General features: G+C 72.5%; 21 protein-coding genes. 15 read left to right on the top strand and 6 right to left on the bottom strand.

Translation table 11 applies throughout. The features are described from left to right. Positions 1-101: 101 nt before the first annotated feature. Positions 102-461 (bottom strand): retropepsin-like aspartic protease, encoded by a 360-nt coding sequence (locus tag MUU72_RS15065; protein ID WP_248013745.1) that lies wholly within the window; start codon positions 459-461, stop codon positions 102-104. Between the two features lie 519 nt (positions 462-980). Here MUU72_RS15065 and MUU72_RS15060 point away from each other — a divergent pair. The 3 genes from MUU72_RS15060 (at position 981) to MUU72_RS15050 (ending at position 3,941) form a co-directional block, all read left to right on the top strand. Further along, on the top strand, positions 981-2,144 hold the full coding sequence (locus MUU72_RS15060; protein WP_248013744.1) for an amidinotransferase: 1,164 nt from the start codon (positions 981-983) through the stop codon (positions 2,142-2,144). An 80-nt stretch (positions 2,145-2,224) separates the two neighbouring features. Next, positions 2,225-3,103, top strand: coding sequence for a DMT family transporter (locus tag MUU72_RS15055; RefSeq protein WP_248013743.1), 879 nt, complete (start codon positions 2,225-2,227; stop codon positions 3,101-3,103). Positions 3,104-3,293: 190 nt separating this feature from the next. Beyond that, positions 3,294-3,941: a LysE family translocator gene (locus MUU72_RS15050; protein ID WP_248013742.1), complete on the top strand. Its 648-nt coding sequence runs from the start codon at positions 3,294-3,296 to the stop codon at positions 3,939-3,941. 331 nt (positions 3,942-4,272) lie between these two features. On the opposite strand, the gene MUU72_RS15045 is transcribed toward MUU72_RS15050, so the two are convergent. The 3 genes from MUU72_RS15045 to MUU72_RS15035 all read right to left on the bottom strand — a co-directional run bounded on the left by MUU72_RS15045 (position 4,273) and on the right by MUU72_RS15035 (position 6,924). Continuing rightward, positions 4,273-4,950: a TIGR00266 family protein gene (locus MUU72_RS15045; protein WP_248013741.1), complete on the bottom strand. Its 678-nt coding sequence runs from the start codon at positions 4,948-4,950 to the stop codon at positions 4,273-4,275. 240 nt (positions 4,951-5,190) lie between these two features. Further along, positions 5,191-5,946 carry an alpha/beta fold hydrolase gene (locus tag MUU72_RS15040; protein WP_248013740.1) on the bottom strand — a complete coding sequence of 252 codons (756 nt, stop codon included), beginning with the start codon at positions 5,944-5,946 and terminating at the stop codon, positions 5,191-5,193. Positions 5,947-6,105: 159 nt separating this feature from the next. Continuing rightward, positions 6,106-6,924, bottom strand: a complete 819-nt coding sequence (locus MUU72_RS15035; protein WP_248013739.1) for a lipase family protein — start codon at positions 6,922-6,924, stop codon at positions 6,106-6,108. 544 nt (positions 6,925-7,468) lie between these two features. On the opposite strand from MUU72_RS15035, the gene MUU72_RS15030 reads away from it, so the two are divergent. The 7 genes from MUU72_RS15030 (at position 7,469) to MUU72_RS15005 (ending at position 13,060) form a co-directional block, all read left to right on the top strand. Further along, a complete protein-coding gene (locus MUU72_RS15030; protein WP_248013738.1) occupies positions 7,469-7,942 on the top strand; it encodes a carboxymuconolactone decarboxylase family protein in 474 nt (157 codons plus the stop codon). Between the two features lie 289 nt (positions 7,943-8,231). Continuing rightward, positions 8,232-8,354: a hypothetical protein gene (locus MUU72_RS35295; RefSeq protein ID WP_282504100.1), complete on the top strand. Its 123-nt coding sequence runs from the start codon at positions 8,232-8,234 to the stop codon at positions 8,352-8,354. Between the two features lie 161 nt (positions 8,355-8,515). Continuing rightward, positions 8,516-9,718 carry a polyprenyl synthetase family protein gene (locus tag MUU72_RS15025; RefSeq protein ID WP_308403820.1) on the top strand — a complete coding sequence of 401 codons (1,203 nt, stop codon included), beginning with the start codon at positions 8,516-8,518 and terminating at the stop codon, positions 9,716-9,718. Between the two features lie 441 nt (positions 9,719-10,159). After that, entirely contained in the window at positions 10,160-10,840 is a 681-nt protein-coding gene (locus MUU72_RS15020) for a HemK2/MTQ2 family protein methyltransferase (protein ID WP_248013736.1), read from the top strand. Then, positions 10,824-11,102 (top strand): CDGSH iron-sulfur domain-containing protein, encoded by a 279-nt coding sequence (locus MUU72_RS15015; RefSeq protein ID WP_248013735.1) that lies wholly within the window; start codon positions 10,824-10,826, stop codon positions 11,100-11,102. Before MUU72_RS15020 ends, MUU72_RS15015 begins: the two co-directional genes overlap by 17 nt. Positions 11,103-11,257: 155 nt before the next feature. Continuing rightward, positions 11,258-12,250 carry an iron-containing redox enzyme family protein gene (locus MUU72_RS15010; protein WP_308403819.1) on the top strand — a complete coding sequence of 331 codons (993 nt, stop codon included), beginning with the start codon at positions 11,258-11,260 and terminating at the stop codon, positions 12,248-12,250. 87 nt (positions 12,251-12,337) lie between these two features. Then, a complete protein-coding gene (locus MUU72_RS15005; RefSeq protein ID WP_248013733.1) occupies positions 12,338-13,060 on the top strand; it encodes a 2OG-Fe dioxygenase family protein in 723 nt (240 codons plus the stop codon). 43 nt (positions 13,061-13,103) lie between these two features. On the opposite strand, the gene MUU72_RS15000 is transcribed toward MUU72_RS15005, so the two are convergent. Both MUU72_RS15000 and MUU72_RS14995 read right to left on the bottom strand, forming a co-directional pair. After that, entirely contained in the window at positions 13,104-13,775 is a 672-nt protein-coding gene (locus MUU72_RS15000; protein ID WP_248013732.1) for an HAD family hydrolase, read from the bottom strand. 111 nt (positions 13,776-13,886) lie between these two features. Then, positions 13,887-14,042 carry a DUF6131 family protein gene (locus MUU72_RS14995; RefSeq protein WP_248013731.1) on the bottom strand — a complete coding sequence of 52 codons (156 nt, stop codon included), beginning with the start codon at positions 14,040-14,042 and terminating at the stop codon, positions 13,887-13,889. 343 nt (positions 14,043-14,385) lie between these two features. Between MUU72_RS14995 and MUU72_RS14990 the strand changes: the two genes are divergently transcribed. From MUU72_RS14990 to MUU72_RS14970, 5 genes are all read left to right on the top strand, one after another. Beyond that, positions 14,386-17,499, top strand: coding sequence for an FAD-binding and (Fe-S)-binding domain-containing protein (locus tag MUU72_RS14990; protein ID WP_248013730.1), 3,114 nt, complete (start codon positions 14,386-14,388; stop codon positions 17,497-17,499). Positions 17,500-17,555: 56 nt separating this feature from the next. Further along, on the top strand, positions 17,556-19,349 hold the full coding sequence (locus MUU72_RS14985; RefSeq protein ID WP_248013754.1) for a thiamine pyrophosphate-requiring protein: 1,794 nt from the start codon (positions 17,556-17,558) through the stop codon (positions 19,347-19,349). Between the two features lie 14 nt (positions 19,350-19,363). Then, positions 19,364-20,491 carry an enolase C-terminal domain-like protein gene (locus MUU72_RS14980; protein WP_248013729.1) on the top strand — a complete coding sequence of 376 codons (1,128 nt, stop codon included), beginning with the start codon at positions 19,364-19,366 and terminating at the stop codon, positions 20,489-20,491. Between the two features lie 119 nt (positions 20,492-20,610). Then, positions 20,611-20,937, top strand: coding sequence for a plasmid stabilization protein (locus tag MUU72_RS14975; RefSeq protein WP_248013728.1), 327 nt, complete (start codon positions 20,611-20,613; stop codon positions 20,935-20,937). A gap of 119 nt (positions 20,938-21,056) precedes the next feature. Next, positions 21,057-22,862, top strand: coding sequence for a glycoside hydrolase family 15 protein (locus MUU72_RS14970; protein ID WP_248013727.1), 1,806 nt, complete (start codon positions 21,057-21,059; stop codon positions 22,860-22,862). Positions 22,863-22,869: the final 7 nt, after the last annotated feature.

Below are 22,869 nucleotides of genomic sequence, written 5' to 3'. Positions count from 1 at the left end.
CGGCCCCGCCATCGCGGGGCCGCCGCGCCGCCCGCCGCCCGTTGCCGGTGCTCTTTACCGAAGGCCCGCCGAGGACCCCATGGCCCCTGACGCCTGGCTCGCTACGGGCTGCGGCGGCTGGACGGGAGGAGCAGGGCCTTCCCGCTGTAGTCGACGGTGATGTGGCCGAAGCGACTGAGGACGTCGGAGCCCAGCAGGCCCTGGATGCGCGGGCTCCCGTGAGTGGACTTCATGCCGATGACGATGGCCTCGGTCGGGTTGAGGTCGGTCTTGCCGGCCGCCCACCGGCGCAGTTCCACCACCGGCACCTCCTCGGTGCCGGTCACGCCGCTGATGGGCTGGCGCCGGCCGGTCCGCGGCAGCTTCAGTTTCCGCGCGACGTCCTCGTCGACCGCGCTGGAGGAGGCGCCGGTGTCCAGGACGAACCGGAAGGGACCCTCGCCCCGGATGGTCACCGGCACGAACGCGATCACCTGTCTGCCGCTTTTGACGACGGTCAGCGGGACCCGCCCGGCCGCCTGGGACGGGGACCCGCCGGGAGATGCTCCCTTGTCCCCCCTACCGGACGTGTTGCCCAGGCATCCCGCCATGAGCGCGGTCGCCAGACACAGTGCCGCCAGGCCCGTGGCAGCTCCACCGGCCCGACCGGCCCGCGGAGAAGGTGTGCCCATGCCAACAGCTCCTCGTCGCTTCGTCGGGGCGTAGCTGTCACCGCGGCGGCCTGACCCGATCTCCTCTGCGGCCACGAGGACCAGGTATGCCCAGATCGCCGCTGCACGGGGATGCGGGGCGGCGAAATCACCCGGTGAGTGCGCAACGACACCCGAAGCGCTCAAGCCGGCCGCGCTCAGGCCGTCCGCCTGCCGGAGTAGCGGCCGTGCGCGGCGGGGCGGACTCGCGCAGTGTGGTGGGGACGGGACGGGACGGCCGGGCACAGGCCAGGACGAGCGAGTTGGCTTTCTGCGATGGGCTGATCGGTTATGACGGAAGTGCAGAGGTCGTCCGGAGATCCGGCTGCGCCCGCCGACGCAGCACTGCCGGACACCGGGGAAGGGGCCGCGGACGCGTGCTCCCCGGTGAATTCCCACAACGAGTGGGATCCGCTGGAGGAAATCATCGTCGGGCGCCTCGAAGGCGCGACGATTCCCTCCAGCCATCCGGTCGTGACGTGCAACATTCCACGGTGGGCGGCGCGGTTGCAGCGCCTTGCGTCCGGTTTCAAGTATCCGCGCATGCTGATCGAACCGGCGCAGGAAGAGCTCGACCGCTTCGTCGCGCTGCTGGAGTCCCTGGGCGTCACGGTCAGGCGCCCGGACGCCGTCGACCACCGGCAGCGCTACAGCTCCCCGGATTGGTCGTCGCGCGGTTTCTGCAATACCTGCCCCCGGGACAGTCTGCTGGTGATCGGCGACGAGATCATCGAGACGCCGATGGCGTGGCCCAGCCGGTATTTCGAGACCCATTCCTATCGACCGATCCTGAAGGACTATTTCCGGCGTGGCGCCCGCTGGTCGGCGGCGCCGAAGCCGCAGCTGACCGATGCGCTGTTCGAAGCGGATTTCCGGACCCCTGGGAACGGCGAGCCCATGCGCTACATCCTCACCGAGTTCGAGCCGGTGTTCGACGCGGCGGATTTCGTACGGGCGGGACGCGATCTCTTCGTCACCCGGAGCAACGTCACCAACCACATGGGCATCGAGTGGCTGCGGCGCCATCTCGGACCCGGTTACCGCATCCATGAAATCGAGAGCCGTTGCCGCACACCGATGCACATCGATACGACATTTCTCGTGCTCGCGCCGGGCAAGGTGCTGGTCAATCCGGAATACGTCGCCATCGATCGCTTGCCCGACGTACTGCGTTCGTGGGACATCCTGATCGCCCCGGAACCCAACCCGGTCCACGATCATCTGCTCAAACTCACGTCCATGTGCGGGAAGTGGCTCAGCATGAACGTGCTCATGGTCGACGAGAAAAGAGTGATCGTGGAACGCCACCACACCCATATGATGCGCGCACTGGAAAATTGGGGTTTCGAGCCGATCCCCTGCGACCTGCTGCACTACGCGCCATTCGGCGGTTCGTTCCACTGCGCGACGCTCGATATCCGGCGTCGCGGGACGCTCGAATCGTATGTCGATTGAGCGGAGGGAACCCCCAGGTCGTTCCGGTAGCCGACCACGCACACCACCCGGCCTCATGGCCGAAGGAGACCCGATCCGGTTTGCTGAGCGTACTGCTGGCGGTGCTCGCCGCCTTCGCCAACGGTCTGGCCTCGGTGCTGCAACGCCGGGCGGCCCGGGGCCGTCCCGGCGAGGAAAGCCTCAACTGGCGGCTGATCTGGCACCTGCTGCACACCCCGGTGTGGATCGGCGGCGTGGCGTCGGTCATCGTCGCGTTCCTGCTCCAGGCCGTCGCGCTGGCGTACGGCCGCATCTCGGTGGTCGAGCCCGTACTGGTCCTGGACCTGCCGGCGGCGCTGGTGCTGTCCGCGCTGATCTTCCACAGCCGGCTGCGCGCCCGCGAGTGGGGGGCCGTGGCGGTGATGGCCGCGGGCCTGGCCGGGCTGCTGCTCAGCCTGTCCCCCTCCGAAGGCTCCGCCACCGGCGTGGCCGGGCCGGTATGGGCGTTCGCCCTGGCGGCGAATCTGCTCCTGGTCGCGGTCGGGGTGGGCTGGGCGGCAACGCTCGGGCGCGGCGCACGCAAGGCCGCGATCCTGGGGACCACGAGCGGCTGCGGGTTCGGCCTCACCGCGGCGTTGATGAAGGGCATGACCGGCCAGTCGTCCCACGGCATCGCCGACGTGTTCACCACGTGGCAGCTCTACGCGATGATCGTGGCCGGTGCGGGGTCGATGTTCCTGCTCCAGTCCGCTGTGCACGCCGGCCGCCTGCTGGCGGCCCAGCCCGGGCTGTCCATGGCCGATCCGGTGGTCTCCATCCTCTGGGGCGTCCTGGTCTTCGGCGAGAAGGTCCGCGGCGGGATCTTCATCGTCCTGTCCCTCGCGGCGATCGGCGCGGTGACGGCGGGCGTGCTCGTCCTGGCCCACTCTCCGCTGCTGGCCGGCGAGGCGGGCCGGGACGAGACACGTGAGGAAGCCTGAACGTACCCGGCCGCCCGCCTCGGCGTGCCCCGGCAGGAGTGGCGCGCCCCTGCCCGCGAGGCCCTCGCATTCCTCACGGCCCCTTCGCTGTGGGCCGGTTGCTGCGGACTGGCGGGACGAGGGCCTGGAGAGGACGGGCCGCCGTCTGTTTGGATGCCCTGAGGAGAACGGCTTCAGGAGGTAGGAACAGATGGTGTCCACGGCGAGCATGCTCGCGTTCGCGGCGATGTCGCTGCTGGTGATCGCGATTCCGGGACCGAGCGTGCTGTTCGTGGTGGGCAGGGCCCTCGCGCACGGCCGCCGCACGGCCTTGGAGACGGTTTTCGGGAATTTGGTCGGCTCGTACCTGCTGGTGGTCGCGGTGGCATGGGGCCTGGGCGAGCTGGTCGAGTCGTCTGCGGCGCTGTTCACCGGGGTGAAGCTGGCCGGTGCGGCCTATCTCGTCTACCTGGGTGTGCAGGCGTTCCGGCACCGCAAGGAGATGCGCGTGGCCGCCATGGATGCCCCGGCCGGGGGCGAGCGGCGCGGCGGTCTGCGGACGGTGCTGGACGGTATCTTCGTCGGCGTCACCAATCCGAAGGGCATCGTCTTCTTCGCGGCGGTGCTGCCCCAGTTCGTGGAGCACTCGGCGGGCCACCTGCCGCTCCAGATGATGGTGTTGGGACTGGTCCCGATCAGCATCGGCCTGGTCACGGACACCCTGTGGGGCCTGGGGGCCTCGGCGGCCCGTTCGTGGTTCGCCCGCTCGGAACGGCGCCTGTCGATGGTCGGCGGCGCCGGCGGGCTCGCGATGATCGGCCTGGGCGTGACGGTGGCGGCGACGGGCCGGGCGGATTGAGGAAGTCCCCGGGGCGGAGTCCTTCCCCAGCCGCAGGCGGGCACGGCTGAGCGGGAGCGCGGACCGGGACCGGCCGGGCGGGCGGTCGGTCGGGGGAGCAGACGGTCGGCCGGGCTCGGGAAGCTGAGCCGGCCGCCTTGCCCGGCTCGCGTCCCCCTCCCTGCCCCCGGCCGCTGAGACCTGGCCCCTGCACCCTGCCCCAGCCCTGGCCCTTGGCCCCTGGTTCGGTCAAACCCCTGATGCCGTAACGCCCCTGATGGCGCGCGGCGTCAGGGGCGGGCCGGACGGCACCAGGCCGGTCCCGTCCGGAACCGGTCACCGGTCCCGTCGCTCAGCCCCGGGAGAAGGGCAGCTTGGTCGTCAGCCAGGTGATCAACTCGGCGGGGTTGCGGCTCTGGGTCCAGAGCCTGCCAGGCCCGGTGAACTCGAACACCAGGCCCTCCCCGCTCTTCAACGTCTGCATCAGGCCCCGGGCCACCTTCCGGGTGGTGTACGTCAGGCCGTCGCTGAACGCGACCATGTGGCCGGAGTCCAGCACCATCGTCTCGCCGGGCGCCAATTCGACGAGGTCGAGGGCCCCGTAGCAGGAGGCGAGCACACTGCCCCGCCCCTCCGCGCGCACCAGGAAACCCCCCTCGCCACCGGCGAGGTTCTTGAACCCACCCCACTTGGCGTCGATCTCGACACCCTCCGAGGAACACAGCCAGGCACCCCGGGCCAGATTGACGACACCATCGACCTCGATGCCGGTGACGTCGCCGGGCAACCGGGCCGCAAGGTCAACCCAGCCGCCCGCCTGCCCGGCCGTCATCCGGGTCATGAACAGGGATTCGCCGCCCAGCACACTGCGTTTCAGGCCCCTGATCAGCCCACCCTCCGCCTTCGCCTCGACCTCGATCCCCGCGGAGGTGGCCATCATGGCCCCTGATTCGGCCCGTACGCTCTCACCCCCGGCCAGGTGGACGCGCGCAACGGCGAACGAGGGGGAGTGTCGGACGTCAATCTGCATGGTGGCGGGCCTTCGGCGACAGGTCGGTCGGTCATTTCGGGGCGATCCGGCGTGCGGTTCACCGCACGGACCGACCCTACGCACGTGGCCGCAGCAGCGCACATCCGGCGTGAGCCGCCCTCCGTTCACCGGTCGCCCGAGGCGGTGCGGCACCCGGGCCGCCGAACCGATACCGGGCCACCGCCCGCCGAGCCGGACGACGGTGACGGCGGCGGGCACCGCGGGCGCACCCGTGCGGCGTCACGCGTGCAGGAACCCCTCCAGGGCGGTCGCGAACGCCACCGGAATTTCGTGCATCGGGTAGTGGCCCGAGTTGGGCAGGACATCGAGCTCGGCATGCGGGTAGTGCGCCAGCCAGGTGCTGCGCATCGCCTCGGCGGTGAGGGCGAGGTCGTGTTCGCCGACGAAGACCTTCACCGGGAGGGTGCTGCCGGCGACCTCGGCCGCGAAGTCCTGGGTGGTCCAGTCGGTCAGGTACGCGGCGAACGCCTCCGGGCGGGAGCCGGCCACCGAACGCTCGGTCATCGCGTCCAGCCAGCGGGCGCACGCCCGGTGCCCGGTGACCAGGTCGAGGATCGCCCGCCGGCTGGCCGGGCTCTGCGCCGCGCCGTGGAAGAGGTCGTAGGCGTCGCCCTCCAGCGGGTACGCGCCGGCCGGGACGGGTGTCACGCCGACCAGCTTGCGTACCCGGGCCGGCGCCTGGACCAGTAGCCGTTGCGCCGCCTTGCCGCCCATGGAGTGGCCCACCACGGAGAACGTGCCCCAGCCCAGCTGGTCGGCGAGCGCGAGCGCGTCCGCGGCGATCTCGGCGAGGGTGAACTCGCCTGCCACCGCGCGCCGTTCACCGTAGCCGCGGTAGTCGAGGAAGGCGTAGGTGAACTCTTCCGGGTCGAGGTGGTCCAGGAAGGGGCCCCAGGCGGCACTGGTACCGAACCAGTCGTGCAGGACGAGGACCTTGTGGGCACCGGTGCCGAGGGTGCGGTGGCTGATCGTCATACCGGGAACTCCCGTCGGGCGGAGGGACGGCCGTTACCTTCCCCTCCGGTACGGCGCTGACTCGCGGAGCGTTTCAGCGGGCAGGGGCGAGGCGAGCCAGGGGCTCCCGCCCCGCCCCTTCCGCGGGGGCCGGGCCCCCGGACACCTGCGTGCCGCCCCTCAGGCGAGGTTCTTCTCCAAGGCGGCGAGGTACTTGTGGATGGAGTGGTCGCGTACGCCGTCGCTGGCGGGGGCCAGCGCGTCGGCGGTGTAGCCCTTGGCACGATCGGCGAGTCCGCCGAGGAAGGAGGTCTTCTCGCGCAGCCGGCCGTCGGAATCGAGGTAGCGCAGCGTCTCGGCGTGGGTGTACGGCGTCGGCGGCAGTTCAGGCACGATGTCGTTGTTGTTCACGAAGCGGAACATGCGCTGCTTGAAGCCCTTGCTGCACGCGTCGGCGAGCAGGTGGTCGCAGGTGCGGGGCTGGCCGTAGGTGTAGACGCCGTCCGCGAGCAGCTTCGGGTCCTCCAGGTACAGCCGGGCCGCGGCGAGCATGGCCAGCGCGCCACCGAGGCTGTGGCCGGTGAAGAACAGGCTCTGCCCGTTCGTACGGACCTCTTCGAGGGTCTCCTTGACCGTGGGGAAGACGGATTCGAGGGCCTCGGCGAAGCCGTAGTGGACGTATCCGGTACCGGCGGGCCCGGGCCAGGGCGGGGTGGTGGCGTCCGAGAGCCAGTCACGGATCTGTGCGGGTTCGGTGCCGCGGAAGGCAGTGATCACCATGGAGTCGCTGGCGACGGTGTATGCCTGGGTGTCCTCCAGCGGGAACGGCGGCGTGAACCGCGTGTGGTGGTGCCGCACGTGGCCGAAGCCCCACTCCCGGGCCTGTCGCTCGATGGCGGCCTCGTCCTTGTAGGCGAGGTCCGAGGCACGGGCCAGCCAGTAGGCGAGAGCGACGCTGTAGTCGCGGGCGGTGTGGTCAAGGGTCGCCGGAACGGACATGTGGGTTCCTTCCTGTCGGCGGGTCCCCCGCAGGCGCACGGCGGCAGAGGCGCGGGAGGTGGCGCATGTCGCGCGTGGCGGGTGGCGGGTGACGGGTGACGGGTGACGGACGATGGGTGGCAGCTGATGCGTGATGCGCGACGGATGACGCGTGGCCGTCGCTCAGCTCCCCTCGCTCATGGCCCACGGCACACGGCACACGGGACGGCACGGCACGCGGTACGCGCGTCGCGCTCACGCATGGATCGCCACAGTCCTAGCCCGGCCGAGGCCGACCGGAGAGGAGCGACGCCGCATCCGCCACCCGGAAGGCCGCACGCGCAACGGGGAAGCGCTGACGGTCCTGCGGCGGGGACAGCACCCGCGGGGGGCGGGGCGAGGGGCCGCGGCGCCGGTGTCTCCTCGACCGGGCTCCCCGCGACCGAGCCGCGGCTCCTTTCCTTCCCCCCTGGTGCGACGCACGTCACATCCCCCGGTGTCACATCCGTGCCGGGCCCGTCCGTCAGGGGTGTGTAGTCATCGCACCAGCAGAGGAGCGCACACCATGAATGCCCGATTGAACGTTCTCGGCAGCCCGACCGCAGGCACCTTCCTCAAGCACCTCGTCTCGGCGGGCAAGGCGGTCGGGGATTCGCCGCTGCCCGCGGCCACGCAGGAGCTGGTGAAGCTCCGCGCCAGCCAGATCAACGGCTGCGGCTACTGCCTGGACATGCACACCAAGGAGGCCCTCGCCGCCGGCGAGACCCCGACGCGTCTCCACCTGGTCGCGGCGTGGCGGGAGGCCACGGTCTTCACCGAGGCCGAGCGCGCGGCGCTGGAGCTGGCGGAGCAGGGCACCCGCATCGCCGACGCGGCCGGTGGCGTCAGCGACGAGGTCTGGGCGAACGCGGCCAAGCACTACGACGAGGAGCAACTCACCGCCCTGGTGGCCCTGATCGCCCTCATCAACGCCTTCAACCGGCTGAACGTCATCGTCCAGCAGCCCGCCGGCGACTACCAGCCCGGCCAGTTCGGATGATCGAGGGCTTCGGCCACGTCGGGCAACCGGGGGCTCCGGCCCGTACGGATCACCGCGGGCTGCGGTCGCGTCGGCAGGCCGAGAGGTAGGTAACGGCCCGAGGTGCGCCTGCCCAGGGCCGGAGGGCGGTGCTGGTGTCGTCCGGGGTGGCGGCCCGGCCCTCCTCCGGTCCCGGGCGAGGCGGCCGGTCCTCGACTCCGGCGCGCGGCCCGAGCCCCGCTGCCCTCAACCACCCCCGGCCCGCTGCCTCCCGGGAACCACACGTCCCCGGCAAACCTCACCACCGCGCGTGGCGGATCCCCAGTCGCCCGAAACCCATGTTCCCGGAGATCCGGATCCGCGCACCGATCCCGTCCCGCGGTTCTGCATCGCCGGCGGCGCCGCGATGAGCCCGCTGCTGACCATCGCCTGACGCGGTGCCGGGTACGCGACGTGGTCCAGGTGGCGTCCGCGCGTCGTCCGGTTGGCGCAGTTCGCCGGGCGGTGGGTGGGGGGCGGCGGGAGTCTGGGGTGTGGGACTGGGCGTGGGGGCGGCCGGGCCGACCAGCGGTTGTTTCCCTAGGTGAGGTGGGCGTGGCCGATACCGACGTGCCGACCGTCACCGGGGGCGGGGGGCTGGATCTGGACGCCGTGCGGCAGTGGGTCGACGCGGTGCTGGCGGACTTCCTCCACGAGCGGGTGCGGGCCCCAGTGCCGCCGGGGCCCGGCGCCGGTGTGTTGGCGGAGACGGTGGCGGACTTCGTACGGGGCGGCGGGAAGCGGCTGCGGCCGGTGCTGTGCGTGGTGGGCTGGCACGCTGCCAGGGGCGTGGGAGAGGCGGCGCCTGAGGTGGTGGGCCGGGTGGCCGCATCGCTGGAGGTGTTCCATGCGTTCGCGCTCATCCACGACGATGTGATGGACGACAGCGACCGGCGCCGCGGCCGACCGACGGTGCACCGCGCGATGGCGACTCGTTATGCGGACCGCGCGAGGGCGGCCCGACCCCCGGACCGGGTGGTGACTGGTCAGGAGTCGGCCCGGGCGATGACCGGGCAGCATCCGGCCGGGGCGCGGGCGGGCGCGGAGCGGATCGGCGCCGAGGCGGCGATCCTGGCGGGCGATCTGGCCCTGGCCTGGTCCGATCAGTTGCTGCACGCCGCCGGCCTGCGGCCCGAGCAGCAGCAGGCCGTACTCCCGCTCATCGACACCATGCGCGCGGAACTGGTACACGGCCAGTTCCTCGACCTGACGACCGAGGTGCGGGCCGCCGGACGGACCGAGGCGGCGCTGCGGGTCGCGCGGTACAAGACGGCGGCCTACACCGTCGAACGACCGCTGCACATCGGTGCCGCCCTGGCCGGTGCACCGGAGGGGCTGCGCGAGGCGCTGAGCGCGTACGCGCTCCCGGTCGGCGAGTCCTTCCAACTCCGTGACGATCTGCTGGGGGTCTTCGGCGATCCGGCGCTGACCGGCAAACCGGTGCTGGACGACCTGCGGGGCGGCAAGCCCACCGTCCTGCTCGCGGTGGCCTCCGACCGGGCGGACGAACGGCAGACCGCCGTCCTCGACGCGTTCGTGGGCCGGCCGGACCTCGACGAGGCGGGCGCGGACCGGGTGCGGCGCGTCCTGCGCGAGACCGGCGCCGTGGACACCGTCGAATCCATGATCCGCGAACGGCACCGGAGGGCTCTGGAGGCGCTGGAGTCCCCGGCCGCGCCGGAGGCCGCCGCGATCGCCCCCGGCGTACGGGCCGCCTTGCGCACGCTGGCCGACAGCGTGCGGGAGCGCCAGGGGTGAGGCGCGGCGGGGTCGCCTGGGCGGACCGGGCGCCCCGGGCGTGTCCGGGTGGCCCGGACCCGCTGCTCAACTGTCCCTGACGGGCGCGGGGTTCGGAAGGTGCTTCGGTGATTCGCCGTTCGGGGCAGGGGTACGCGGCTTGGTACGGCCGTGGGGGGACGGCGGGAGCGCCGCCGGTACCGGCCGGCTCTCCGGTGGAGCACGGACCGCATCGCCAGGATACTGAGGGAGAAGTTTGTCTGGAATACCTGAATCGCGGGGCGTACCTGGGATATACGGCACACCAGGAACACCGGGAATACCCGGGGTTCCTGAACCGTCCGGGTTGCCTGAATCACCTGGGCTGCCTGGGCTGAGTGGGATGCCCTGGCTGACCGGTACGGGAGAAGAGGAGCAGGACAGCAGGCCGAGTGGCGCCGCGATCCGGAGCGGAGGTGAGGTATGGGCACAGTCACCGTCGCACTTCCGCAGTCCCCGCTGGTGATGAAGCTGCCGGGGGTTTACCCTGCGCAGCACGACACGCGGCTCCTGTTGCGGGCCCTGTACCGGGAGGACATCGGGGCGGGTACCGAGGTTCTGGACCTGGGTTCGGGCGGCGGGGCGCTGGCGCTCGGAGCGGCCCGGCGGGGCGCACGGGTCACCGCCGTGGACATCTCCTGGCGGGCCGTGCTCGCCACGCAGGTCAACGCCTGGTGCGCCCGGCAGCGGGTCAGGGTCCGGCACGGCGATATGACGGCGGCGGTACGCGGCCGCTCGTTCGACCTGCTCCTCAGCAACCCGCCCTACGTCCCGGCGCCGGGCAACGGCGCGTCGCGAGGAGCCGCCCGTGCCTGGGACGCCGGCCGGGACGGCAGGCTGCTGATCGACCGCATCTGCGATGCCGCGCCCGGTGCGCTCCGGCCCGGAGGCGTGCTGCTCATGGTGCACTCCGGGCTCTGCGGGGCCGAACGCACGCTGAAGCGGCTGGCGGAGGCGGGTCTGCCCGCGACGGTCAGCGACCGGATGCGGATCCCGTTCGGTCCGGTTCTGCGCTCCCGGCAGGCGTGGCTGCGCAGTCAGGGGCTGCTCGACCATGGCCAGGACACAGAGGAATTGGTGATCATCCGTGCCCAGCAACCCTGAGCGACCCCGCCGGATCGTGGCCACCGACGGGCCCCTGCTGGTGGAGGGACCGGTGGAGGTGGTCGGCAAGGACGGGACGGTATCCGTCTCCCGGCGCTTCGTCGTGGCGGTCTGCACGTGCCGGGGCAGTCGCACCTACCCCTGGTGCGACACCAGTCACCGGCGGCGGCGCGGACGGGCGGCCCGCGGGGGCGGCAGGGCTTCATCCTGCCCGGGAGGACAGGCACCGGCGACGCCGGATGCGGCGGAGGAGGAATCGTGACAGTGGGGCTCTCGGGTCACTCGGCGCTCGCGGCGCAAGGCGGGCCCGCGGGGACGGCCGGACCTGCCGGGACGGTCGGGCCCGGCCGGTCCGGCGGGCCCGAGGGGGCTGACGGGCCGCAACTCCCGTGCGCACGCGGGCCGTTGTCGGGCGCGGTGATCGACCGGCTGCGCCAGGGGTCCGGCCCCCTGCCCTCGGGGCGGTACGGAACCGCGGACCCGTCCCAGGCAGATCCGTCCGAGGCAGCTCCCTCCAACGCGGACCTCTCCGACGCGGACCCCTACGGCGAGGATCTCCAGCTCGCCCTGTACGTGCTGTACGAGCTGCATTACCAGGGCTTCGCCGGGGTGGCGGACGACGAGGAGTGGGATCCCGGGCTGCTGACGGTGCGCCGCCGTCTGGAGGAGCGGTTTCTCGGTGCACTGCGGCAGGACGTCGAGGTGGCCGGGGGCGCCCAGGAGTCCCTGGCCGGTCTGCTGGTGGAGCCCACCGGCGAGGACGGTACCGGCGTCACCCACTACCTGCGGCGCGAGGGCCGGCTGTGGCAGCTGCGGGAGTACGCCGCCCTGCGCTCGCTCTACCACCTCAAGGAAGCCGATCCGCACGCCTGGGTGCTGCCGCGGCTCCGGGGCCGCGCCAAGGCCGGGATGGCGGCGATCGAATTCGACGAGTTCGGGGCCGGCCGCGCCGAGGACGTCCACGCCCGGCTCTTCGCCGACCTCATGGCCGACCTCGGCCTGGACACCGCCTACGGCCGCTACCTCGACCAGGCACCGGCCGAAGCGCTGGCGGTGGTCAACCTGATGTCGCTGCTGGGGCTGCACCGGTCCTTGCGCGGGGCGCTGATCGGCCACTTCGCGACGGTCGAGGTGACCTCGTCGCCCGGGTCACGGCGCCTGGCGCAGGCCATGCGCCGCACCGGTGCCGGACCGGCGGCGGAGCGGTTCTACGACGAACACGTCGAGGCCGACGCCGTCCATGAACAGGTGGTCCGCCGCGAGGTGGTCGACGGACTGCTGAGCGACGAGCCCGGCCTGGACGGCGATGTGGCGTTCGGGATCAGCGCCACGCTGTTCCTGGAGGACCGGTTCGCCGCGCACCTGCTGGGTGCCTGGCGGGCCCAGCGGTCCGCGCTGCGCTCCCCCTGACCGGCCCTGACCGGCCCTGTCCCATCCGGCCCTGGCCAGGCGCCCGCCACCGCAATCACCACGAGTCCGACGGCAGGAGGCACAGTCATGGATGAGACGATCACTGTCCGCTCCGCGTTGAACGACACCGGTGCCCACCTGATGCCACCGGACGCGGTACGGGCGCAGCTGGCCCCCGCGGCGGAGGGGCGGGGCTGGGAGCGGTTCGCCGCGCACTGGGCGAGCCTGGCACCGGATCCGTACGCCTCCGAGCAGGGCACCCGGCGGCAGCGCCGCTACGGGCAGTTCCTGCTCCACCCCGCCTCCGGTGAACTGCGCCGTCTCCCGCACGTGCCGTTCGTTCAGCCGGACGACAGCAACCCCCTCTACGTCCAGGTCGACAGGCACTTCGAGCCGCTGACCGATGCGTTCGCCGACGATCCGGTGCTCCACGCGTTCCTGTTCCTGCTGGGGCGGCTCGCCGAGGGCCTGGACCCGACGACGCGTGACTGGAGCGCGAAGGTGCATCCCTTCCGGGTCATGGCGTCAGGTGAGGGAGGCGAAGGCAGCCCGACGCCGGAGGGACGCCACCGCGACGGCGTCACCCTGGTGTCGTCGCTCCTGGTCAGCAGGGCGAACGCGAGCGGGGGCCGGAGCACCGTCTACACGCCCGACGGCCATGAGCTACTGGCGACCACGTTGGACGCGCCGGGGGCGCTGCTGGTCGCGGACGACCGCCGTACGCTGCACAGCGTCTCGCCGATCCGTCCGGTGGATCCTTCGGCCCCCGCCCTCCGGGACGTCCTGGTGGCCACGCTGGCGCCCGCTTGAGCCCGGCCCGAGCAGCAACGCCCCTCACTTCAGCAACGACCCCTCACTTCAGCAGCGACGACTCCAGGCCGGCCACGAGCGCAGCGGCGTCGTCGTAGACCTCGTGTGCGCCCGCTTCCAGGAGTTCGGAACGACAGAAGCCGCCGCTGAGGACGCCGATGCAGGGGACGCCGGCCCGGTGGCCGGCCTTCATGTCCCAGACGGTGTCGCCGACGAAGACCGCGTCCTTGGGAGCGGCGCCGGTCTGCTCCAGCGCCAGTTGGACGAGGTCGGGGGCGGGTTTGCTGGCGCGGACGTCGTCGGCGCTGGTCACCGCGCTGATGGCGTCCTCGGCGTCCAGCGCCCGCCGCATCGCGTCCAGTTCGGAACCGGCCGCCGAGCTGGCGAGCACCACGGTCCAGCCGCGCGCGGCGCAGGCCCGCAGGAGATCGGCGGCACCGTTCAGCGGGACCAGGCGCGTCCAGTACTGGGCGTACAGCGTCTTGTGGGCGGTGCTGATCTCCTCGTCCTTGTCCGGTTCGTCGCGGCCGGAGCCCAGCAGGTGGTCGATGAGGTGGTCCGCCCCCATGCCGACGGTCCGGTGGATCGCGGCCATCGGCACCTCGTGGCCGGCCTGGCGGAACGCCTCCCACCAGGTCACGGCGTGCAGATAGGTGCTGTCGACGAGCGTCCCGTCCACGTCGAAGACCGCGGCGCGGCGTCCGCCTGCCGTCATCGTGCTCCTCCTGTTCGGTGCTGTTGCGTACTGCTGCGTGCTCCGGTTCCTGTCCCGTGCCCCGGGTCACGGGCCCCTGCCCGTACCGCCGGGCGCAGCTGCCGGGAGCGGCTACCAGAAGTGCCGCCTGCCGAACACCGCGTGGTCCATCGCGCCGAGGATCCACAGCACGATGCCGATGACGGCGAGGATGATGCCGATGGTCCAGAGGATGCCGATCCCGGTCACCAAGCCGATGATGAGCAGGATCACTCCGAGAACAATCATGATGCTCTCCGATCCGCGTTTTCCCCTCTCCCAACTGTCGCCCTGGCCCTGACCTCGGGCAAGCGGTGGCCGGTCCACCGGTCCGCCTTCCCCGATTCCGGGATGCGGATCCCCCGGCGCCCTCGCAGCCTGGGAAGGAAGCGCCTGTCCCGTCGTGCCGCGTCCGCCCCGCCCCGGAGCCGGACGCGGTACAGAGAGCGAGGGTGTCACCGGAGCGAGCCCGGGTAGCCGGGAGGCTAGATACCGATAGATCGTTGGATTCCATCCCCGACCCGGGCGGAGCAGGCCGGCAGTCCCCGGCCTTCCGTCAACGGCCGCGTCACCGCCGACGGGAAGGACACTCATGACAGCACAGAACATTTCCAGCGCCGGGTCGCCGCACGGCGGCGGGGTCCGGGTGGACGCGCTGGTGAAGGCCCTGGAGGCCGGCGTCGACGCCGAGGTGCGGTTCGACGCGGGCAGCCGGGGCGCGTACGCGACGGACGGTTCCAACTACCGCCAGGTCCCCATCGGGGTGGTGGTGCCCCGAAGCGTCGAGGCCGGGGCGGCGGCGGTGGGGGTGTGTGCGGAGTTCGGCGCGCCGGTGCTGTCCCGCGGCGGGGGGACGAGCCTGGGCGGGCAGTGCACCAACGCGGCCGTGGTCATCGACTGGACGAAGTACTGCGACCGGCTGGTGTCGCTCGACGCCGAGCAGCGGCGCTGCGTGGTCGAACCGGGGATCGTCCTGGACGAGTTGAACCGCCAACTCGCCGACCACGGGCTGAAGTTCGGACCGAAACCGTCCACGCACAGCCACTGCGCGCTGGGCGGCATGATCGGGAACAACTCGTGCGGGGCGTCCGCGCAGGCGTACGGGAAGACCGTGGACAACGTGCGGCGCCTGGAAGTCCTGACGTACGACGGGACCCGGATGTGGGTGGGGCCGACGGCGGAGGACGAGTACGCGCAGGTTCTCGCGGGCGGCGGGCGCCGCGCGGAGATCTACCGCGGGCTGCGGGACCTCATCGACCGGCACATGGCCGAGGTGCGGCGCGGGTATCCGCGCATTCCGCGCCGGGTGTCCGGGTACAACCTGGATTCGCTGCTGCCGGAGAACGGCTTCGACGTGGCCAAGGCACTGGTGGGCAGCGAAGGCACGCTGGTGACCGTGTTGCGCGCCGAACTGGACCTGGTGCCCGTACCGCCCTGCGAGGCGATGGTGGTGCTCGGCTACCACGACATCTGCGCGGCCGCGGACGACGTGCCCAGGTTGCTGGAGCGCTGCAATCCGACGCAGTTGGAGGCGCTGGACGGCCGGATGGCGCAGCTGATGCGCGAGGAGCACGCCTATCTCGACTCCCTGGACCGGCTTCCGGACGGTGACAGCTGGCTGCTGGTGCAGTTCAGCGGGGACACCACGGAGGAGGTCGACGCCCAGGGCCGGGAGCTGCTGCGCGCCCTGGGCCGCCGCGAGGACGCGGCGGATGTGGCGTTCTCCGACGATCCGCAGCGCGAGCAGCAGATGCTCAAGGCGCGGGAGGCGGGTCTCGGGGTGACCGCGCGGCCGCCGGACGACCGGGAGACCTGGGAGGGCTGGGAGGACTCCGCGGTGCCGCCGGACCGGCTGGGTGACTACCTGCGGGATCTGAAGAAGCTGTTCGCGGAGTTCGACTACGACCACCCGTCGCTGTACGGCCACTTCGGGCAGGGCTGTGTGCACACCCGCATCCCCTTCGAGCTGAAGCGGGCGGACGGGGTCGCGGAGTTCCGCCGGTTCGTGTCCCGGGCGGCGGATCTGGTCGCGTCGTACGGCGGTTCGCTGTCCGGTGAGCACGGCGACGGCCAGGCCCGCGGGGAGCTGCTGCCGAAGATGTTCGGTGATCAACTGGTCGCCGCGTTCGGTGAGTTGAAGGCGCTGTTCGACCCGGACAACCGGATGAACCCGGGGAAGGTGGTCCAGCCGTACCGGGTCGATGAGAACCTCCGGCTCGGCGGGCGCTGGCGTCCGCACGACGACCCGACGTACTTCGGGTACCCGGACGACGACCATTCGTTCCGGCGGGCCGTGATGCGCTGTGTGGGCATCGGCAACTGCCGTACGCACAAGGGCGGGGTGATGTGCCCGTCCTACCGCGCCACGAAGGAGGAGGAGCACTCGACCCGGGGCCGGGCGCGGCTGCTGTTCGAGATGCTGGGCGGGCACGACGACTCGGCCGTTTCCCGGGGCTGGCGGTCCCCGGAGGTGCGGGACGCGCTGGACCTGTGCCTGGCGTGCAAGGGCTGCAAGTCGGACTGCCCCACCGGGGTGGACATGGCGACGTACAAGGCGGAGTTCCTGGCGCACCACTACGCCGGCCGGGTCCGGCCCGCCGCGCACTACTCGCTGGGCTGGCTGCCGCTGTGGGCGCGGCTGGCGCAGAGCGCGCCGCGGCCGGTCAACGCCGTGCTGCACGCCCCCGTCCTCGGGCGGCTCGGGAAGCGACTGGCAGGGGTGGCCGGCGACTGCGAGCCGCCGCCGTTCGCGCCCGAGACGTTCACCCGGTGGTGGGCGGCCAGGCAGGAGCCGCCGCCGGTCCCCGGGGACGAGAAGGCGGTGGTGCTCTGGCCGGACACCTTCAGCAACCACTTCCATCCGGGCATCGCGCGGGCCGCGGTGCGACTGCTGGAGGACGCCGGGTTCCGGGTGGCGGTCCCGTCGGGCACGGTCTGCTGCGGTCTGACGTGGATCTCGACCGGTCAGCTGGGCGTCGCCGGGCGGGTGCTGCGGCGCACCGTGGAGGTGCTCCGGCCGTGGATCGAGGCGGGGACGCCGGTGATCGGTCTGGAGCCGTCCTGCGCGGCGGTGTTCCGTTCCGACGCGGTGGAGATGTTCCCCGACGACCTGGACGTGCAGCGGCTGTCCGGGCTGTTCCGGACGCTGGCCGAGCAGCTGGTGGAGCACGCCCCGGACGGGTGGCGGCCACCGCGGCTGGACCGGTCGGCGACCGTGCAGACCCACTGCCACCAGCACGCGGTGCTCAAGGACGACGCCGACCGGGAGCTGATGCGGCGCGCCGGTATCGAGGCGGAGGTGCTGGACGCCGGGTGCTGCGGACTGGCCGGCAACTTCGGCTTCGAGCGCGGCCACCACGAACTCTCCATGGAAATCGGCGAGTTGGGCGTGCTCCCGGGCGTGCGCCGGGCCGCGCCGCCGGATCTGGTGCTCGCCGACGGTTTCAGCTGCCGTACCCAGATCGAGCTGGGCGGCACCGGGCGGACCGCGCTGCACCTGGCGGAGGCGCTGGCGCTCGGGCTCGACGGTCCGCTGCCGGCGCACCATCCGGAGCGCGCCGCCGACCGTACGAAGGTGCCGGTCCGCGACGGGCGGCTGGCGGCCGGTGCGCTGGCCGCACTGGGCGTCCTCGGCGGAGCCGCCGCCGGCGCCGCGCTGCGGCAGCGGTGGCCGGGCGGGCGGGCCCGGCGCCGGGCCGGCCCCTGACCGCCCCGCCCCCGACAGAAGAGACTCCCGCACAGGAAAGAGGAAGCACCGTGTCGATGAAAGTGTCCGACTACATCCTCCAGCGCCTGCGCGAATGGGACGTCGAGCATGTCTTCGCGTACCCGGGCGACGGCATCAACGGCCTGCTCGCCGCGTGGGAACGGGCCGACAACTCACCGCGCTTCATCCAGGCCAGGCACGAGGAGATGGCCGCCTTCCAGGCGGTCGGATACGCCAAGTTCTCCGGCCGGGTCGGGGTCTGTGCGGCGACGTCCGGCCCCGGCGCGATCCACCTGCTCAACGGCCTCTACGACGCCAAGCTCGACCACGTGCCCGTGGTGGCCATCGTGGGCCAGACCAACCGCAGCGCGGTGGGCGGCTCGTACCAGCAGGAGGTGGACCTCCAGAGCCTCTACAAGGACGTGGCGTCCGACTTCTGCGAAACGGTGATGGTCCCCGAGCAGCTGCCGAACGCCATCGACCGCGCCATGCGCACCGCCTACGGCCGCCGTTCGGTCACCGCGGTGATCGTGCCCGCGGACGTCCAGGAACTGGACTACTCGCCGCCCACCCACGCCTTCAAGATGGTCCCCTCCAGTCTGGGCATCTCGTCCTACGCGCCGGTGCCGACCGACCGGGAGCTGTCCCGGGCCGCCGAGGTGCTGAACGCGGGCGAGAAGGTGGCGATGCTGATCGGGCAGGGTGCGCGCAGCGCCCGCGACCAGGTCGAGGAGATCGCCGACGTGCTCGGGGCCGGCGTCGCCAAGGCCCTGCTGGGCAAGGACGTCCTCCCCGACGACCTGCCGTACGTCACCGGCGCGATCGGGCTGCTGGGCACCCGGCCGTCGTACGAACTGATGCGGGACTGCGACACGCTGCTCGTGGTCGGTTCCAACTTCCCCTACACCCAGTTCATGCCGGACCTCGACCAGGCCCGGGCGGTGCAGATCGACATCGATCCGCACATGGTGGGGATGCGGTACCCGTTCGAGGTCAACCTGGTCGGTGACTCCGCCGAGACCCTCAAGCGGCTGCTGCCGCTGCTGCACCGCAAGAAGCACGGTGCCTGGCGGAAGAAGATCGAGAAGAACACCGCCCGGTGGTGGGAGGTCATGGAGCGGCGGGCCGCCGTCTCGGCGGACCCGATCAACCCCGAGTACGTCGTGCACGCGCTGGACGCGCAGCTGCCGGACGACGTGATCCTGTCCTCGGACTCCGGTTCGGCGGCGAACTGGTACGCCCGCCACCTGCGGATGCGCGGCCGGATGCGGGGGTCGCTGTCCGGGACGCTGGCCACGATGGGGCCCGGTGTGCCGTACGCGATCGGCGCGAAGTTCGCCCATCCCGACCGGCCGGCGCTGGCCCTGGTCGGGGACGGCGCCATGCAGATGAACGGGATGGCGGAACTCATCACCATCGCGAAGTACTGGCAGGACTGGAAGGATCCGCGGCTGGTCGTGGCGGTGCTCAACAACCTGGACCTCAACCAGGTCACCTGGGAGATGCGCGCCATGTCCGGGGCCCCGCAGTTCCTGCCGTCCCAGGCGCTGCCGGACGTGCCGTACGCCGACTTCGCCCGCACGATCGGGCTGGACGGCGTCCGGGTGGAGGATCCCGCTGCGGTGGAGTCCGCCTGGCGCCAGGCACTGCACGCCAACCGGCCGTTCGTGATCGACTTCCGGACCGACCCGGCCGTCCCGCCGATCCCGCCGCACGCCTCCCTCGACCAGATCGAGGCCGCCGCCGCGTCCGTCCTCAAGGGCGACAGCGACCGTGCCTCGATGGTCAAGCAGGGCCTCAAGGCGAAGGTCCAGGAGATGCTGCCCGGGCACCGGCACCACGAGAAGTGACGGGGCGTTTGGCCATGGGCGCCGTACCGGCCGGGTCCCCGGGGCCGCCGGTGGACGAGGTGAGCACCGCCGTCTACACCGTCCCCACCGACACCCCGGAGGCCGACGGGACGATGAGCTGGGACGCCACCACCCTGGTGGTGGCGCACGTCCGCTCCGGTACCACCAGCGGCCTGGGCTACACCTACGGCGCGCCCGCCACCGCGCAGGTCATCGACGGGCAGCTGGCGGGGGTGGTCACCGGCCGCGGGGCCCTGGACGTCCCCGCCGCCAACGAGGCGATGAGCCGGGCGGTCCGCAACGCGGGCCGTCCCGGGCTCGTCGCGGGCGCGCTGTCCGCCGTGGACACCGCCCTGTGGGACCTCAAGGCCAGGCTGCTCCAGGTGCCGCTGGTGCGGCTGCTGGGTGCGGCCGCCGAGGAGGTCCCGGTGTACGGCAGCGGCGGCTTCACGACGTACGACGACGGGCAGCAGGACCGCCAGTTGCGGCACTGGGTCGCGGACCAAGGCATTCCGCGCGTCAAGATCAAGGTCGGGGAGTCGTGGGGGACGGCCGAGGGCCGCGACCGGCGGCGGATCGCCCGGGCCCGCCGCAGCATCGGCGACGCCGCGGAACTCTACATCGACGCCAACGGCGCCTACACCCGCAAGCAGGCGATCCGGCTGGGCGGCTGCCTGGCCGACCACGGGGTCACCTGGTTCGAGGAGCCCGTCTCCTCCGACGACCTGGCGGGCCTGGCCCAGGTGCGGGCGGCGACCGGCGCCGAGGTGACCGCCGGGGAGTACGGCTACACCCTGCCGTACTTCTGGCACCTGCTCGCGGCGCAGGCCGTCGACTGCGTCCAGGCCGACATCACCCGCTGCGGGGGCCTGACGGTCTGGCTGCGGGTCGCGGCGCTGGCCCAGGCGGCGGGGCTGGCGGTCTCCGGGCACTGCGCGCCGCACCTGCACGCCCACGCCGCGGCCGCGGTACCGAACCTGCGGCACCTGGAGTGGTTCCACGACCACGTCCGCATCGAGAACCGCCTGTTCGACGGGGTCCTCGACCCGGCGGGCGGCAGTATCCGCCCGGGGGCCGACGGCGCGCCGGGGCACGGCCTGTCCCTCCGCGAGGAGGCGGCCGCGGCGTACCGGGTGGGCTGACGCCGGGCCGCCAGTCCCCCGGACCGCCTGGGGTAGCGCCGCCGGGCCGCGGGGGCTCAACTGGTGTGGGCACCCGTGCCCCCACCACCAACAGACCACGACACAGCGAGGAGATCCCCATGCCTGCCGGTTCGAGCAAGAAGCGCGAGCGCCAGTACGAGCACATCAAGGAAGGGGCCGAGAAGCGGGGCGAGTCCACGAAGCGGGCGAAGGAGATCGCCGCGCGGACGGTGAACAAGGAGCGGGCCCGCGCCGGCGAGTCCCGCACCGCGAGCACGGTCTCCACCCAGGACCGCAAGTCCGCGCCGCAGCGCGGCGGCGAGCGCTCCCACCGCGGCTCCCAGGGCCCCACCAAGGACCAGCTCTACGCCGAGGCCAGGAAGCGCAACATCGACGGCCGCTCGACGATGAACAAGGACGAACTCCGCAAGGCCCTCGGCCGCTGACCGCTCCCCCGCCGCCCGCTGCCCCGCCGCCGTCCGGTGCCCCCGTACGGCCTGTTTGGCCACCGGCGGCAGCGGTTAAGCGAAACCCGGACAGCGGGAAGCTCGCGGAAAGGCTGGGTATGGCGGCAGGTCAGGTCAGGTCCGGGGAGTCGGCGGCAGACCAGGCCGGTGGGGTGTTCGGGCCCCAGCCCTTGCGGAACTACGCGCTGCTGGCCGACGGCGAGCGCGGCATCCTGGTCGGCCAGCGCGGCGACTTCGCCTGGATGTGCGCGCCGTACTGGGATTCCGACGCGGTCTTCGCCACGCTCATCGGCGGCCGCGGGAGCTACGTGGTGACGCCCGTGGGGCGGTTCGTCTGGGGCGGCCACTACGAGCCCCGGTCGCTGATCTGGCGCAGCCGGTGGGTGACCGACGACGGGATCGTGGAGTGCCGGGAGGCGCTGGCGTTCCCCGGCGACCCGGACCGCGCGGTCGTCCTGCGCCGCGTCATCGCCCAGGAGACCACCACCCGGCTGTCGGTGGTCCTGGAGCCCTGCGCCGGGTTCGGTGAGCAGCCGCTGCGCGACGTGCGGCGCGGCCCGGACGGTGCCTGGCACGGGCGCACCGGCGATCTGTGGGTGCGCTGGTCGGGCGCGGACACCGCCCGCCCGGCGGGACCGGACGGGCAGCGGCTCACCATGGACCTGACGGTGCCGGCGGGCTCCCACCACGACCTGGTGCTGGAGCTGGGCCGCCGGCCGCTCCCGGACACGCCGCCCGATCCGGTCCGGGCCTGGCGGGAGACCGAGGACGCCTGGCGGCAGGCGGTGCCCGGCATAACGCACACCATCGCGCCGGCCGACGCCCAGCGCGCCTACGCCGTGCTGCGCGGCCTGACCGGCTCCACCGGCGGCATGGTCGCCGCGGCCACCACCAGTCTCCCGGAGCGCGCCGAGGCGGGCCGCAACTACGACTACCGCTATGTCTGGATCCGCGACCAGTGCTACGCGGGCCAGGCGGTGGCCGCCGCGGGGGTGGACCCGCTGCTGCTGGACGACGCGGTGCGGTTCGTCGGCGCGCGGCTGCACGAGGACGGCCCGCGGCTGGCGCCCGCCTACCGCATGGACGGCCGCCCGATCCCCGGGCCCCGCCGCCTCGACCTGCCCGGCTACCCCGGCGGGTTCGACCGGATCGGCAACGACGTCAACGAGCAGTTCCAACTCGACGCGTTCGGGGAGGCGCTGCTCCTGCTGGCCGCCGCCGCCCGGCACGACCGGCTGGACCGGACCGGCCGGCAGGCCGCGGAGATCGCCGCCGAGGCGATCGCCCGGCGCCGCCACGAACCGGACGCCGGCATCTGGGAGCTGGCGCCGCGCAGGTGGGCGCACAGCCGCCTGATCTGCGCGGCCGGGCTGCGGGCGTTCGTGCGCAGCGGCGCGGCGGGCCGCCGGTCGGATGCCTGGACGGCGCTGGCCGACACGCTGGTGCAGGAGACCGCCGCGCACAGTCTGCACCCGTCGGGGCGGTGGCAGCGCTCCCCCGAGGACCCCGGACTGGACGGTGCGCTGCTGCTGCCGGCGATCCGCGGGGCGCTGCCCGCCGACGACCCGCGCAGCCGCGCCACCCTCGACGCCTACACCGCCGAGCTGTCGGACGAGCACTACGCCTACCGCTTCCGGCACGACGAGCGCCCGCTGGGGGAGGCCGAAGGGGCGTTCCTGCTGTGCGGGTTCATCACCGCGCTCGCGGAGTACCAGCAGGGCCGGGAGGTCTCGGCGTTCCGCTGGTTCGAACGCAACCGTGCCGCGTCCGGCCCGTCAGGTCTGTTCTCCGAGGAGTACGACGTCGCCCAGCGGCAGCTGCGCGGCAATCTGCCCCAGGCATTCGTCCACGCACTGATGCTGGAGTGCGCCGCGCGGCTGTCCCGGCCCTGGTCGGATGTCTGAGCCGGCC

Source organism: Streptomyces rhizoryzae (genome assembly GCF_023155275.1).
GTDB lineage: Bacteria > Actinomycetota > Actinomycetes > Streptomycetales > Streptomycetaceae > Streptomyces > Streptomyces rhizoryzae.
This window is presented reverse-complemented; position numbering and strand designations above follow the sequence as displayed.

Bases quoted from the DNA above. Each gene is read 5' to 3' on its own strand.
- MUU72_RS15060 (WP_248013744.1), top strand. From the start codon at position 981: ATGACGGAAGTGCAGAGGTCGTCCGGAGATCCGGCTGCGCCCGCCGAC.
- MUU72_RS14975 (WP_248013728.1), top strand. From the start codon at position 20,611: ATGCCTGCCGGTTCGAGCAAGAAGCGCGAGCGCCAGTACGAGCACATC.
- MUU72_RS14990 (WP_248013730.1), top strand. From the start codon at position 14,386: ATGACAGCACAGAACATTTCCAGCGCCGGGTCGCCGCACGGCGGCGGG.
- MUU72_RS14995 (WP_248013731.1), bottom strand. From the start codon at position 14,042: ATGATTGTTCTCGGAGTGATCCTGCTCATCATCGGCTTGGTGACCGGG.
- MUU72_RS15000 (WP_248013732.1), bottom strand. From the start codon at position 13,775: ATGACGGCAGGCGGACGCCGCGCCGCGGTCTTCGACGTGGACGGGACG.
- MUU72_RS15035 (WP_248013739.1), bottom strand. From the start codon at position 6,924: ATGTCCGTTCCGGCGACCCTTGACCACACCGCCCGCGACTACAGCGTC.
- MUU72_RS14980 (WP_248013729.1), top strand. From the start codon at position 19,364: ATGGGCGCCGTACCGGCCGGGTCCCCGGGGCCGCCGGTGGACGAGGTG.
- MUU72_RS15030 (WP_248013738.1), top strand. From the start codon at position 7,469: ATGAATGCCCGATTGAACGTTCTCGGCAGCCCGACCGCAGGCACCTTC.
- MUU72_RS15020 (WP_248013736.1), top strand. From the start codon at position 10,160: ATGGGCACAGTCACCGTCGCACTTCCGCAGTCCCCGCTGGTGATGAAG.
- MUU72_RS15040 (WP_248013740.1), bottom strand. From the start codon at position 5,946: ATGACGATCAGCCACCGCACCCTCGGCACCGGTGCCCACAAGGTCCTC.
- MUU72_RS15045 (WP_248013741.1), bottom strand. From the start codon at position 4,950: ATGCAGATTGACGTCCGACACTCCCCCTCGTTCGCCGTTGCGCGCGTC.
- MUU72_RS15005 (WP_248013733.1), top strand. From the start codon at position 12,338: ATGGATGAGACGATCACTGTCCGCTCCGCGTTGAACGACACCGGTGCC.
- MUU72_RS15050 (WP_248013742.1), top strand. From the start codon at position 3,294: ATGGTGTCCACGGCGAGCATGCTCGCGTTCGCGGCGATGTCGCTGCTG.
- MUU72_RS14970 (WP_248013727.1), top strand. From the start codon at position 21,057: ATGGCGGCAGGTCAGGTCAGGTCCGGGGAGTCGGCGGCAGACCAGGCC.
- MUU72_RS14985 (WP_248013754.1), top strand. From the start codon at position 17,556: ATGAAAGTGTCCGACTACATCCTCCAGCGCCTGCGCGAATGGGACGTC.